The organism is Bradyrhizobium sp. MI1.4, assembly GCF_055811315.1.
Genome location: NZ_JBVVPP010000014.1, coordinates 158,563 through 171,188, shown reverse-complemented (window position 1 = coordinate 171,188; position 12,626 = coordinate 158,563). Strand labels below are relative to the sequence as shown.

12 protein-coding genes are annotated in these 12,626 nt (G+C 64.1%); 7 read left to right on the top strand and 5 right to left on the bottom strand.

Features of this window, described 5'->3' with window-relative positions:
• Nucleotides 1–169: 169 nt before the first annotated feature.
• The 3 genes from AC0L23_RS18680 to AC0L23_RS18670 form a co-directional block, all read right to left on the bottom strand.
• On the bottom strand, nt 170–421 hold the full coding sequence (locus tag AC0L23_RS18680; RefSeq protein WP_007603074.1) for a GCG_CRPN prefix-to-repeats domain-containing protein: 252 nt from the start codon (nt 419–421) through the stop codon (nt 170–172).
• A gap of 203 nt (nt 422–624) precedes the next feature.
• Complete coding sequence (locus AC0L23_RS18675) at nt 625–1,632, bottom strand: alpha/beta fold hydrolase (RefSeq protein WP_085384240.1); 1,008 nt, start codon at nt 1,630–1,632, stop codon at nt 625–627.
• 197 nt (nt 1,633–1,829) lie between these two features.
• Nucleotides 1,830–2,528, bottom strand: coding sequence for an ArsR/SmtB family transcription factor (locus AC0L23_RS18670; protein ID WP_473298504.1), 699 nt, complete (start codon nt 2,526–2,528; stop codon nt 1,830–1,832).
• Nucleotides 2,529–2,693: 165 nt separating this feature from the next.
• Between AC0L23_RS18670 and AC0L23_RS18665 the strand changes: the two genes are divergently transcribed.
• The 3 genes from AC0L23_RS18665 to AC0L23_RS18655 are packed head-to-tail and all read left to right on the top strand — an operon-like array spanning nt 2,694 to nt 4,251.
• Nucleotides 2,694–3,002, top strand: a complete 309-nt coding sequence (locus tag AC0L23_RS18665) for an NIPSNAP family protein (protein ID WP_007603076.1) — start codon at nt 2,694–2,696, stop codon at nt 3,000–3,002.
• Between the two features lie 37 nt (nt 3,003–3,039).
• Nucleotides 3,040–3,390 (top strand): antibiotic biosynthesis monooxygenase family protein, encoded by a 351-nt coding sequence (locus AC0L23_RS18660; RefSeq protein WP_018456489.1) that lies wholly within the window; start codon nt 3,040–3,042, stop codon nt 3,388–3,390.
• A gap of 51 nt (nt 3,391–3,441) precedes the next feature.
• The gene (locus AC0L23_RS18655; protein ID WP_085395587.1) at nt 3,442–4,251 is read left to right on the top strand and encodes an isocitrate lyase/PEP mutase family protein; all 810 of its coding nucleotides are present in this window, start codon (nt 3,442–3,444) and stop codon (nt 4,249–4,251) included.
• A 57-nt stretch (nt 4,252–4,308) separates the two neighbouring features.
• On the opposite strand, the gene AC0L23_RS18650 is transcribed toward AC0L23_RS18655, so the two are convergent.
• On the bottom strand, nt 4,309–4,701 hold the full coding sequence (locus tag AC0L23_RS18650) for a hypothetical protein (RefSeq protein ID WP_018456491.1): 393 nt from the start codon (nt 4,699–4,701) through the stop codon (nt 4,309–4,311).
• Nucleotides 4,702–4,864: 163 nt separating this feature from the next.
• On the opposite strand from AC0L23_RS18650, the gene AC0L23_RS18645 reads away from it, so the two are divergent.
• Nucleotides 4,865–5,518: a trimeric intracellular cation channel family protein gene (locus AC0L23_RS18645; RefSeq protein ID WP_473298500.1), complete on the top strand. Its 654-nt coding sequence runs from the start codon at nt 4,865–4,867 to the stop codon at nt 5,516–5,518.
• A 1-nt stretch (nt 5,519) separates the two neighbouring features.
• On the opposite strand, the gene AC0L23_RS18640 is transcribed toward AC0L23_RS18645, so the two are convergent.
• Nucleotides 5,520–6,746: a c-type cytochrome gene (locus AC0L23_RS18640; protein WP_473357201.1), complete on the bottom strand. Its 1,227-nt coding sequence runs from the start codon at nt 6,744–6,746 to the stop codon at nt 5,520–5,522.
• A gap of 280 nt (nt 6,747–7,026) precedes the next feature.
• Here AC0L23_RS18640 and AC0L23_RS18635 point away from each other — a divergent pair, with 280 nt between their 5' ends.
• The 3 genes from AC0L23_RS18635 (at nt 7,027) to AC0L23_RS18625 (ending at nt 12,469) form a co-directional block, all read left to right on the top strand.
• Complete coding sequence (locus AC0L23_RS18635; protein WP_473298496.1) at nt 7,027–10,518, top strand: indolepyruvate ferredoxin oxidoreductase family protein; 3,492 nt, start codon at nt 7,027–7,029, stop codon at nt 10,516–10,518.
• A 404-nt stretch (nt 10,519–10,922) separates the two neighbouring features.
• Nucleotides 10,923–12,080, top strand: coding sequence for a thiolase domain-containing protein (locus AC0L23_RS18630; RefSeq protein WP_085360843.1), 1,158 nt, complete (start codon nt 10,923–10,925; stop codon nt 12,078–12,080).
• Complete coding sequence (locus AC0L23_RS18625) at nt 12,080–12,469, top strand: Zn-ribbon domain-containing OB-fold protein (RefSeq protein WP_473298494.1); 390 nt, start codon at nt 12,080–12,082, stop codon at nt 12,467–12,469. Before AC0L23_RS18630 ends, AC0L23_RS18625 begins: the two co-directional genes overlap by 1 nt.
• The last annotated feature ends 157 nt before the right edge of the window (nt 12,470–12,626 follow it).

Below are 12,626 nucleotides of genomic sequence, written 5' to 3'. Positions count from 1 at the left end.
CTTGGCCACCGCGGCATTTGTTACCTTCCGCCAACCTGGTTTCACGGGGCACGGGTTGCGGGGTCCCCGTTCTGATTCGAAACATCCCGGTGCGACGTCAGGCGCTCAAAAAGAAAATGGCCGCGCAGGCTTTCGCCGCGCGGCCATTTCGCATGCGAAAAAAACGAGATCAGAACGGGCGGCAGCGGCCGGCGTACCAGCGGAAGCCGTAGGGGCACACGCGGGCGCGCGGCACGACCACGACAGGGGCCGGCGCAACCACGATCGGACCCGGGCGGACAACGACCGGACCGCGCATCGGGCGGCAGCCGCCATAGGCGCCGCGGTACCAGCCGGGGCCGCAACCGCCGGCGGCGCTCGCCGCCTCGCTGAAACCAACGACCGCGCTGGCGAGCATCACGGCGGCAAACAGGTATTTCATTTGATCTTCCTTCTCGTCCTTGGGTGTAGGTTTTGGGGGCAGGTAGGAGGGCTTGGCGCTTTTCGGCGCACCATGAATCAAAAGACACGATTCGACACGTTAAAATCGCAACATGCCGACACGACGCCAGCCAAATCTGCCAATCATGACCTGAATGCGGCATGAACATTCCCTGCACGCGGCTCCGGACGACAGCAATGACGTTAGCGGCCGAGAAAGCCCAGGACTAGCTCCCTGTACTTCTCAGGCGCCTCGAGGAAGACGAGATGGCCGGTATCCGGGATCACCTCGGCCCGCGCATTCGGCATCTTCGCCGCGAGTGCCTTCGCCAGCTCGGCGTTCTCTCCCATTTTCGCGCGCAGCGCCTCCGGCGCGTTCGGCCGGCCCGGAGCGTTGTGGTCGTCGGCGCCCATGATGAATAGCGTCGGCTCGGTGATCAGTGCGATCTCGTGCGCCACCGGCTCACGATAGATCATCTGGCCGGAACTGACGAAGGCACGCAGCCAGCGCGGATAATCCGGGCTGCCCTTGATGTTGAAGCGGGCGTCGATGAACGGCGTGATCGCGTCCGGCGGCAGCTTGATCGCATAATTGGTCTGAAGCTGCTTGCGATAGCCATCGGCCGTGAGCTTGTCCTCGGTCTCGATGATCTTCTCGGTCGGCGTCGGCGGTACATAGAGGCGGTAATCTTCCAGCCCGATCGGGGCCGTCAGAACAAGGTGGGCGACGCGGTCGGGAAAGGCGCGGGCGATGCGGACGCCCAGCATGCCGCCGAGCGAATGGGCGACGATCTCGGCCTTGTCGATGTTGAGGTGATCGAGCAGCGCGATGGTGTTGCGCGCCAGATTGTCGAAATGCAATTCGCCGATCGGCTTGGAAGATTTGCCGAAGCCGATCTGGTCCGGCACCACAACGCGGAAGCCGGCCTCGCTCAGCATCTTGATAACAGGCGCCCAGTAGCTCGACGGGAAATTGCGCCCGTGCAGCAGCACGACGGTGCGGCCGTTCGGCTGCGCAGGCGGCACGTCCATATAGGCCATGCTGAGCTGCTCGCTGTCATTGATCAGAGGCAGCAGGTGCACGGGATAGGGATAGGCAAAGCCTTCGAGCGCGATGCCGTAGGGTTCGCGCGGGGCGGTGTCGGCGGCGTGGGATGTAAGAGGAGCGGCGAGAAGAGCCGTGCAAAGCACGGCCGGGAGGAGGCGGATCATTGAAGGCTCTGAGTCATGTTGGCGCTAGGAGACACATTCTCCGTCATGCCCGGGCTTGGCCCGCCTGCGCGGCCGAAGCCGCTTCGGCGAGGCGAAGGCCCGGGCATCCACGTGGTGCCACGCAAACTGCACTAAAGACGTGGATGGCCGGGTCAAGCCCGGCCATGACGACGAGAGACGCTTACACGCGCTTGTGTTCAGTCCTTCGCAGTCCCGAACAACGCGGCAAACTGCTTCTCGCCGGTGCGCGTAAAATTCACCACGCGGCTGCCGGGCGTGGCGTCGCGGGCAGCCCATTTCAGCTCGGCGAAACGCTGCATCATGGCGGCGCCCAGCGTGCCCGCGAGATGGTGACGCCGCTCGCTCCAGTCGAGGCAGGCCTTGCAGACCGGCCGGCGGGGATGGGCGAGCATGTCGGGCGAGATCTGCAAATGCTTCGCCAGGAAGCGCTCGCCCTCGGACGTCAGCTCGATCTCTTGCTTCTTCTGCCTGACCAGGTTTTGCGCGCGGAGGGTGTCGAGCATCTGCACGCCGAGATCGCCGGCGAGATGGTCGTAGCAGATCCGGGCACGCCGCAGCGCCGGATCCTTCGGCCCGGTGCGCACGCGCATATGGCCGGTCCGCGCGGCGAGGCCCGCAAGCCCCTCCAGCACCCCGGCGACATCGTCGTCGGTGAGGCGGTAGTAGCGGTGGCGGCCCTGCTTCTCCGGCTCGATCAGGCCACCGGCCTCGAGCTTGGAAAGATGCGAGCTCGCGGTCTGCGGCGTGATGCCGGCCTCCTGCGCCAGCTCGCTCGCGGTGAGCGCGCGGCCGTTCATCAGCGCCGTGAGCATGTTGGCGCGTGCGGGATCGCCGACGAGCGAGGCGATCATGGCGATGTCGGGACCTGATTTCATGCTTCGATGGTAGCCGAAGCATTGCGGTCGGGCAAGCGCGTAGCGTGGGGTTGTTCGTCATTGCGAGGCGCGAAGCGACGACGCAATCCAGGCTGCCTCCGCAGAGGGATTCCTGGATTGCTTCGCTGCGCTCGCAATGGCGGTGTGGAACCAGAGGAGCCCATCATGTCCGTCACCGTCTTCATCCGCTACCAGCTCGATCCCTTCAAGCGCGCGCAGTTCGAGGAGTATTCGAAGCGCTGGCTCACCATCATCCCGAAATGCGGCGGCGATCTGATCGGCTATTTCATGCCGCACGAGGGCACCAACAACATCGCGTTTGCGCTGATTACCTTCGAGAGTCTGGCTGCGTATGAGGCCTATCGCGCCCGGCTGCGTCAGGATACGGAAGGCATGGCCAACTTCCACTTCGCCGAGGAGCACAAATTCATCCTCGCGGAAGAGCGCACGTTTCTGCGCCAAGTGGTTTTGTAAGTGCTATCGTAGGCCATCAACGACAGGAGAGACGCCCATGATCGCCGTGATCTTCGAGGTCTGGCCGAAGCCGGAACACCGCCAGGATTATTTCGACCTCGCGGCCGACCTCAAGCCGATCCTGCAAACCATCGACGGCTTCATCTCGGTCGAGCGTTTCGAAAGCCTGACCGAGAAGGGCAAGATCTTATCGGTGTCGTTCTGGCGGGACGAGGCGGCCGTGCAAGCCTGGCGCAACACGATGGAGCATCGCCGCACCCAGGCCAAGGGCCGCGCGAAAATCTTCGCCGATTATCACTTGCGTATCGCCAGCGTCATCCGTGACTACAGCATGAATGATCGCGAGCAGGCGCCGAAGGACAGCCGCGCGGTGCACGACGCGCACTAGCGCTCGTGGCGGCACGTCCCCATCTCTGCGCGGCCAACAAGGGAGAGAAACATGCACGTGACAACTGCTGACAAGCGCGCGGCCTTCAGGAAGCTGCACGAGAGCGGCTGCTTCATCCTGCCCAATCCGGTCGACGTCGGCAGCGCGAAAGCGTTGCAGCATCTCGGTTTCAAGGCACTCGCGTCGTCGAGTGCGGGCTTTGCCTGGACCATCGGCAAAGCCGACAACCACGTCACCGTCGAGGACGTCTGTCAGCATCTGGCGGCATTGAGCACGTCGGTCGACATCCCCGTGAACGCTGATTTCGAGGGCGGCTTTGCGGTCGAGCCGGACAAGGTCGCGGAGAATGTCGAGCGCTGTGTGCGCACCGGCGTTGCCGGCCTGTCGATCGAGGATTCCACCGGCGACAAGGACAAGCCGATCTACGAGCGCGCGCTCGCAGTCGAGCGCATCAAGGCATCGCGCAAGGCGATCGGCGATAGCGGCGTGCTGCTGGTCGGCCGCTGCGAGGCCTATCTGTGGGGCGTGACCGACCTCAAGTTGGTCATCGACCGGCTGACGGCCTACGCAGATGCTGGCGCCGATTGCCTTTACGCGCCGGGCCTGAAGAGCCGCGAGGACATCGCCGCGGTGGTGAAGGCTGTTGCACCCAAACCGTTCAACCTGTTGATCGGCGGCTCCGGGCTGTCATTGCAGGAAGCTGCCGATCTTGGCGTGCGCCGGATCAGCGTCGGCGGTTCACTCGCTCGCGCCGCCTGGGGCGGCTTCATGCGGGCCGCGAAGGAAATGGCGGAGAAGGGGACCTTCGCGGAGCTGGCGGGCGGCTATCCCGGCGGCGAGCTCAACAAGATGTTCAGCTAAGACAAACGAAAGCGGCGGGATGTGAATCCCGCCGCTGTCGCATATTGTTGCAATTCGTTACTTCGCGCCGTCAGCGGGTGCTGGCGTATCCGGGGCCGCCTTGCTCGGCGCGGCGCCCGTGGTCACGCCCGGTCCGGTGTTGGTGCGCGGCGTCACGTCGCGCATGCCGGGAGGTGCGGCCGGATTGGTAGCCGGTGCCTGCTGCGCTGTCTGCGTCGCCGGCGTGGTGCTGGCCTGGTTGCTGGTGCCGGTGTTGTTCAGGCCGTAGAATACGGCACCCAGCACCAAGGCGATTGCCACTGCGAACAGGGCTACTTTGCCGCTGGAGGCGGGGCCTTCGCCAAGCTCCGGGTCGACCTGAAGCTGGGCATCCCGTCGCGCCGCATTGCGATACTCATCATCGGCGAGATTCGGGCGGTACGGATCGTTGATAAAACGGTCGTCAGCCATCGATTGGTTCTCCTCGATTATTGCGGCGGGACAACCCGTGGATGCGAGATTCTGTTCCGCCCTCCTTAATGCTTTCGTCGCATGTTGCGCCCGCGGCGGGAATCGGGAACCTGTTCGCTGGGAACCTGACGCGTAAGCTCCGCTGACGGAAGGGAACAAAGCGATGTGGAGCTTGCCGCCGAGCGATTATAGCGTGCTGCATCTGTTGTCGCTGGTTGCGGTCGCGGCGCAAGGCATGACCGCCGCGCTCGCTGCCGGCCGGCGCAGCATGGATTGGCTCGGCGTCTGCTTCCTCGGCTGCATCACGGCGCTCGGCGGCGGCACCTTGCGCGATCTCTTCCTGGGGCATTATCCGTTGGCCTGGGTGCAGAACCCCATCTACCTCGCACTGGCCGGAGGCGCCGCCTTCCTCACCATCCTGATGGCGCGCCTGGTGCACCGGCTGAAACTGGCCTTCATCGTGCTCGATGCCATCGGCCTCGTCGTCTTCACCATGACCGGCTGCGACATCGCCTGGCAGATGGATGCCACGCTGCCGATCGTCATCGTCTCCGGCATGGTGACCGGTTGCGCCGGCGGCGTCTTGCGCGACGTGCTCTGCAACGACGTGCCGCTGCTGTTCCGCTCCGAGCTCTATGCCAGCGTCTCGGTGGTGACGGGACTGTTCTATGCCACCGCGTTCGGTCTCAAGCCGAACGCCGAGCTCTGGACCATTTTGACATTCGCCCTCGGCATCAGCTTCCGCCTGCTCGCGGTGCGCTACAAATGGGAAATGCCGAAATTCGTCTTCACGGAAGAGGAGGAGCGGGAGCCTTGAGCTACGGCTCCTGCTTCCGCGCCCTCGCCACCTGCGCCGGCGTCACCAGCGGCGCGGCGTTGCCCCAGGAATTGCGGATGTAGTTCGTCACCGCCGCGACCTCTGCGTCGGACAGCTGGTTGGAATAGGCCGGCATCTCCCCGGTGTTGGGCGCGCGCGGGGTCGTCACGGTGTGGGCGCCGTCGAGGATGATGCGCAAGGTCGAGGACGGATTGACCGATTGCAGCAGCGCGTTGGCGGGCAGCGGCGGATAGATGCGCGGTGCGCCGGATCCGTCGGCCTCGTGGCAGGCGATGCAGAACTTGGCGTAGTTGGCCTGGCCGGCCTTCATCTCGGCATCGTCAGGCGGCGTCACGATCGTCTCACGCCGTGCCGGCGGCAGGTTCTTCAGGTAAACCGCGATCGCGCGCACGTCGGCATCGCTCATCTTCGAAGTCGAATTGACGACCACCTCCGCCATCAGCCCGCTGGCATGGCTCCTGGCGTTGCGCCCGCTCTGAAGATATTCCGTGATGTCTTCGACACTCCACGATTTCAGCCCGGTGCGGGCGGCGCCATCGAGCCGTGGCGCGTACCAGCCGCCCACCTCGTTGCCCGCGAGGGCCTGCGCCTGCTTGTCCGCGCCAAAATAGTTCTTCGGCGTATGGCAGGCGCCGCAATGACCGAGCCCGGTGACGAGATAGCCGCCCCGATTCCACGCCGCGCTCTGGCTCTGGTCCGGTTCGAACAGGCCGGGTTTGAAATAGACCATGTTCCAGATCCGCATCAGGCCGCGATAGCCAAACGGCCAGCGTAGTTCCGGCGGCTTGTTGCGGCTGGTGACGGCCGCGAGCGTTCCGAGATAGGCCCGGATCGCCAGCGTGTCGTCCTTCGTCATCCGCGTGAAATAGGGGTAGGGGAACGCCGGGTAATAGTTGGAGCCGTCTGGGGCGACACCGGTGCGCACGGCGCGAGTGAAATCGGTGTCGGTCCAGGCGCCGATGCCGGTGTCGCGGTCCGGCGTCAGGTTCGGGGCATAGATCGCGCCGAATGGTGTGTCGATGCGCTTTCCGCCCGCGAACGGTTTGGCGGGATCGGCGGTGTGGCAGCCGGCACAGTCGCCGGCCTCCACCAGCGACTTGCCGTAGGCGATCAGCTCCGGTGACGGCTCGGCGGCGCCGGCCGCGCTCGCAACCGCACTGCACAACGCCAGGCCCACGAGAGCCAGGCCAGTGAGAATCGTCCGCATCGAAAGCCTCTCCTGCGACCCATCGACGCCGTCCCGGATGACGGGGCGTCAATTCGTTGCGCGACGGCGGGGGTATGGTGACACAAAATGAAAATCGCGGATGCCAATGCAGCCACGAAATTGCGATTTTTACCCGGCGCTCCCTTTGGTCCAGAATTGTGATGCGGAGCGTGAAATATCCGACATAGAGTGGCGGAAATGGTCGGCGCGCCCTAGCTAAAAACAACGGGCAGGCAACGGCTTAAGCAGCCAAGCGCTCAAAAGGGCGGAAGAGGACATAATGGGCATCAACCAGGGTCCGATCAGTCTCGATCAGAAATACACCCAGGACACCGGACATATTTTCACGACGGGCATTCAGGCCCTGGTCCGGCTGCCGATGGCCCAGATCCGGCGCGACCGTGCCGCGGGATTGAACACCGCCGGCTTCATCTCCGGCTATCGCGGCTCGCCGCTCGGCGGCTATGACCAGCAGCTCTTCGCCGCGCGCAAGCATCTCGAGCAGTACAACATCAAGTTCCAGCCCGGCGTGAACGAGGATCTGGCCGCGACCGCGGTCTGGGGCTCGCAGCAGCTCAACCTCTCGCCCGGCGCCAAGTATGACGGCGTGGTCGGCATCTGGTACGGCAAGGGCCCCGGCGTCGATCGCTGCGGCGACGTCTTCCGCCACGGCAATGCCGCGGGCTCCGCCAAGAACGGCGGCGTCTTGTGTCTCGCCGGCGACGACCACGGCGCAAAATCCTCGACGGTCCCGCATCAATCCGACCACGCCTTCATGTCGGCGCTGATGCCCTATCTCTACCCGTCGAGCGTACACGAGATGATCGAGATGGGTCTTCTGGGTATCGCGATGTCGCGCTACTCGGGCTGCTGGGTCGGCATGAAGGTGATCACGGAGACGGTGGAGACCACCGCCGAGATCGACCTCACCGACGAGATGACGCCGTTCGTGATCCCGACCGATTTCGAGATGCCCGAAGGCGGCCTCAATCTGCGCTGGCCCGACGACCGCTTCGCCCAGGACCGCCGCCTGCAGGACTACAAGGGCTTTGCCGCGATCGCCTTTGCACGCGCCAACAAGGTCAATCGCGTCACCATGGACTCGCCCAACGCCCGCTACGGCATCATGGCGTCCGGCAAGAGCTACGAGGATATCCGTCAGGCGCTGCGCGAGCTCGGGATCACGCCCGAGGTCGCCGCCAAGATCGGACTTCGATTGTACAAGATCGGCATGCCGTGGCCTCTGGAGCCGGAAGGCGTCAGGCAATTCGCTGTAGGACTCGAGGAAATCTTCATCATCGAAGAGCGCCGCGAGATCGTCGAGAACCAAGTGAAGCAGGAGCTGTTCAACTGGCGCGACGATGTCCGTCCCCGCATTATCGGCAAGATGGACGATCATGACAAGCGCTTCCTTCCCTTTGCCGAAGAACTCAGCGTCGCCTCGCTGGCGAGCTCGCTGACCGAGCGGCTGCTTCGACTTGATCTCAATCCCGAAATTGCAACGATGCTGCGCGCCAAGGCCGATTGGTTCAACGGCCGCCAGGCATCGCAAATGCAGGCGACCGCGCCTGTCGCCCGCACCCCCTATTTCTGCTCCGGCTGCCCGCACAACACCTCGACCAAGGTGCCCGAAGGCAGTCGCGCCTTTGCCGGCATCGGGTGCCACTTCATGGCACTGTGGATGGATCGCTCCACCGAGACCTTCACCCACATGGGCGGCGAGGGTGTGCCGTGGGTCGGCGTTGCCCCCTTCACAAAGGAAGAGCACGTCTTCGCCAATCTCGGCGACGGCACGTATTTCCACTCCGGCAGCCTCGCGATCCGCCAGGCGATCGCCTCCGGCGCCAACATCACCTATAAGATCCTCTACAACGACGCGACCGCGATGACCGGCGGCCAGCATGTCGACGGGGAATTGTCGCCGCAGCAGATCACCTTCCAGCTACACAGCGAAGGCATCCGCGAGATCTATCTGGTCTCAGAAGATCCCGACGCCTATCCGGCGAACGAGATCGCGCCCGGCGTCAAGACCGCGCATCGTGACGAACTCGACGCGGTCCAGAAGACCCTGCGGAAGGTCAAGGGCGCGTCCGCGATCGTGTTCGTGCAGACTTGCGCCGCCGAGAAGCGGCGCCGCCGCAAGCGCGGCACGATGGAGGATCCGGCGCGCCGTGTGCTGATCAATCCCGCGGTGTGTGAAGGCTGCGGCGATTGCTCGGTGCAATCGAACTGCATTTCGGTCGAGCCGCTCGAGACCGAGTTCGGCCGCAAGCGCGCCATCAACCAGTCGACCTGCAACAAGGATTATTCCTGCGTCAAAGGCTTTTGTCCGTCCTTCGTCACCGTCGACGGCGGCAAGATGCGCAAGCGCGCGCCGGCGGGCGTCGGCGATATCGGCGATCTGCCTGAGCCGGCATCGCGCCCCAACCTGGACAAGCCCTACAACATCGCTGTCGGCGGCGTCGGCGGGACCGGCGTGCTGACGATCGGCGCGCTGCTCGGCATGGCCGCCCATATCGAGGGCAAGGCCTCGATGATCCTCGACATGTCGGGCCTGGCGCAGAAGGGCGGGGCGGTGCTGAGCCACGTCCGCCTGTCCGATCATCCGGCCGAGGTGACCTGCTCGCGCATCGTCACCGGTACGGCCGATGTGGTGCTCGCAGCCGATGAGGTGGTCGCGGTTGCCAAGGACACCATCTCGCTCTGCGACAGCAGCCGCACCCGCGGCATCATCAACAGCCACGTCATTCCCACCGCCGACTTCGTCCTCAACCGCGATTTCAACTTCCAGACCCGCAAGCTGAACGGGTTGCTGGAAACCGCGCTGCACAAGGACTCGGTATTCTTCGACTTCACCAAGCCGGCCGAACAGCTGCTCGGCGACAGCATCGCCACCAACATGATGATGATGGGCTACGCCTATCAGAAGGGCCTCTTGCCGTTGTCAGCGGAGTCGATCGAGCAGGCGATCGAGGTCAACGGCGTCTCGATCAAGATGAACAAGGAAGCCTTCCGCCTCGGCCGCCTCGCGGTCGCCGATCCCGCACGGCTTGCCGGCATGCTGAAGGGAACGGATGAGGTCGTTGCGCCCAAGTCCCTGGACGCAATGACGCTCGACGAGGTCATCGAGCATCGCACCAGGCATCTCACGGCGTACCAGAACGGCCGCCTCGCGAAACGCTACCGCAAGCTGGTCGATCAGGTCAGCGACGTCGCCAGGCAGGGCGGCTATGACGAGGCGCTGACCCGCGCCGTTGCGGTCAACTACGCCAAGCTGCTGGCCTACAAGGACGAATACGAGGTCGCGCGCCTCTACACCGATGGCGCCTTCGAAAAGCAGCTCCGCGACCAGTTCGAAGGCGACTTCAAGTTCAACTTCAACCTGGCCCCGCCCATTCTGAGCAGGGGCGTCGATGCGCTCGGCCGCCCGAAGAAGCGCGCCTTCGGCCCGTGGATGCTTCCGGTGTTCCGCGTGCTGGCAAAATTCAAGTTCCTGCGCGGCACGCCGCTCGACATCTTCGGTCGCAGTGCCGACCGCAAGCTCGAGCGCGATCTGATCGCCGGCTACGAGAAGGACGTCGCCACCGTGCTCGGCCTGCTGTCGCCGCTGACGATCGATACCGCGGTGGAGCTGCTCTCGCTGCCCGACCGCATCCGCGGCTACGGCCCGGTGAAGGAGAAGGCCGTAGCAGACGCCAAGGCCCGCTACGCCCAGCTCGCCGCCGACCTCGCGAACCCGCCGCCGGCGCCGAGGCAGATCGCGGCGGAGTAGAATTTTCGTGGGGTGGACTCGCTAATCCACCCTGCAAATTCGTGTTTGAAATCAACCACCGTTCTACTGTGCATGGGGTTGTTTTCGCGAAAAAACATTTTTCGATAAAACGAAATCACTTGTGCCGTCGGGCAAAACAGCTTTAGGGTTCTGCCCGTCGTTCCCATCATTGCGAGCGCAGCGAAGCAATTCCAGAGTGCGTCCGCGGAAAGATTCCTGGATTGCTTCGCTGCGCTCGCAACGACGACTGCGGCAGCAGGGCCTTCCACCGCACCTCGGATGATGCGGCGGCCATTTGCGCCAGCCCGCTGCCCTCTCGCCCGACGGAATATTTCCGCGCTTGCCAACAGGGCGGCAGCGGTTCAGAAAAAACCGGAAGTGAGAAACGCCAGCGGAGACCTTATTTGACCATCAAGGGCAAGGCCTACATTGCCGGGATCTACGAACACCCGACCCGGCACGCGCCGGACAAATCCACCGCGCAGCTCCATGCCGAGGTCGCCAAGGGCGCGATCGAGGATGCCGGGCTCAGCAAGGACGACGTCGACGGCTATTTCTGCGCGGGCGACGCCCCGGGCGGCGCCTGGCCGATGGTCGATTATCTCGGCCTCAATACCAAGAAACTGCGCCATGTCGATTCAACCGAGACCGGCGGCTGCTCCTACATCATCCATCTCGGCCACGCCGCTGAAGCGATTGCCGCGGGCAAGTGCTCGATCGCGCTGATCACGCTGGCCGGCAAGCCGCGCACCGGGGCGATGCCGCCGCGCGCGGCCGGCGCCGAGGCCGATTTCGAGACGGCTTACGGCGCGACCACGCACAATGCCTATGGCATGTGTGCCATGCGCCACATGCACGACTATGGCACCACCAGCGAGCAGCTCGCCTGGATCAAGGTCGCGGCCTCGCACCATGCGCAATACAATCCGCATGCGATGCTCAAGGACGTCGTGACCGTCGAGGACGTCCTGAACTCGCCGATGATCTCTGATCCCTTGCATCGCATGGATTGCTGCGTGGTCTCCGACGGCGGCGGCGCGCTGATCGTGACCACGCCTGAAATCGCCAAGAGCCTGAAGAAGCCTTTGGTCAAGCTGATCGGACATGGCGAGGCGATGAAGGGCCCGCGCGGCGGCAAGGATCTCGACCTCACATACTCCGCCGGCATCTGGTCCGGCCCGCGTGCCTTCGAGGAAGCCGGCATCACGCCGAAGGACATCAAATACGCCTCGATCTACGACAGCTTCACCATCACCGTCCTGATGCAGCTCGAAGACCTCGGCTTCTGCAAGAAAGGTGAGGGCGGCAAGTTCGTCGCCGACGGCAATCTGATCTCGGGCGTCGGCAAGCTGCCGTTCAACACCGATGGCGGTGGCCTCTGCAGCAACCATCCCGTCAATCGCGGCGGCATGACCAAGATCCTCGAGGCCGTGCGGCAACTGCGCGGCGAGGCGCATCCGAAGGTGCAGGTCAAGAATTGCGATCTCGCCATCGCCCACGGCACCGGCGGGCTTTTGGGTGTTCGCCACGCCGCCTCGACGGCCATTCTGGAGCGCGTGTGATGAGCGAAGGCAAGAAATATCCGGCCCCGGTGACGAACCCTGAGACAGCCGCGTTCTGGGATGCGACCAAAGAGGGCAGGTTCATGATCAAGCGCTGCACCGCGTGCGGCGAGGCGCACTATTTCCCGCGTGCGATCTGCCCGTTCTGCTACTCCGACAAGACGGTGTGGGAGGAGTCTTCGGGCGAGGGTACGATCTACACCTACAGCTTGATGCGGAAGTCGCCGACCGGCCCTTACGCGATCGGCTACGTCACGCTGAAGGAAGGCCCATCGCTCCAGACCAATTTCGTCGATTGCGATTTGACGACGTTGAAGATCGGCCAGAAGGTGAAGGTGGTGTTCAAGCCGACCGACGGCGCGCCATTGCCGTTCTTTACGCCGGCGTAGTCGCTTTCTTCCCTTCTCCCCTTGCGGGAGAAGGTGGCGCGAAGCGCCGGATGAGGGGTCTCTCTCCACCGAGAGATTGTTCGATGCGGAGCGAACCCCTCACCCAAACGAGTTTGTTGCGAGCACCTTGGAGCCCTCTCCCGCAAGGGGAGAGGGC

Bases quoted from the DNA above. Each gene is read 5' to 3' on its own strand.
- AC0L23_RS18680 (WP_007603074.1), bottom strand. From the start codon at position 421: ATGAAATACCTGTTTGCCGCCGTGATGCTCGCCAGCGCGGTCGTTGGT.
- AC0L23_RS18675 (WP_085384240.1), bottom strand. From the start codon at position 1,632: ATGATCCGCCTCCTCCCGGCCGTGCTTTGCACGGCTCTTCTCGCCGCT.
- AC0L23_RS18670 (WP_473298504.1), bottom strand. From the start codon at position 2,528: ATGAAATCAGGTCCCGACATCGCCATGATCGCCTCGCTCGTCGGCGAT.
- AC0L23_RS18665 (WP_007603076.1), top strand. From the start codon at position 2,694: ATGTCCGTCACCGTCTTCATCCGCTACCAGCTCGATCCCTTCAAGCGC.
- AC0L23_RS18660 (WP_018456489.1), top strand. From the start codon at position 3,040: ATGATCGCCGTGATCTTCGAGGTCTGGCCGAAGCCGGAACACCGCCAG.
- AC0L23_RS18655 (WP_085395587.1), top strand. From the start codon at position 3,442: ATGCACGTGACAACTGCTGACAAGCGCGCGGCCTTCAGGAAGCTGCAC.
- AC0L23_RS18650 (WP_018456491.1), bottom strand. From the start codon at position 4,701: ATGGCTGACGACCGTTTTATCAACGATCCGTACCGCCCGAATCTCGCC.
- AC0L23_RS18645 (WP_473298500.1), top strand. From the start codon at position 4,865: ATGTGGAGCTTGCCGCCGAGCGATTATAGCGTGCTGCATCTGTTGTCG.
- AC0L23_RS18640 (WP_473357201.1), bottom strand. From the start codon at position 6,746: ATGCGGACGATTCTCACTGGCCTGGCTCTCGTGGGCCTGGCGTTGTGC.
- AC0L23_RS18635 (WP_473298496.1), top strand. From the start codon at position 7,027: ATGGGCATCAACCAGGGTCCGATCAGTCTCGATCAGAAATACACCCAG.
- AC0L23_RS18625 (WP_473298494.1), top strand. From the start codon at position 12,080: ATGAGCGAAGGCAAGAAATATCCGGCCCCGGTGACGAACCCTGAGACA.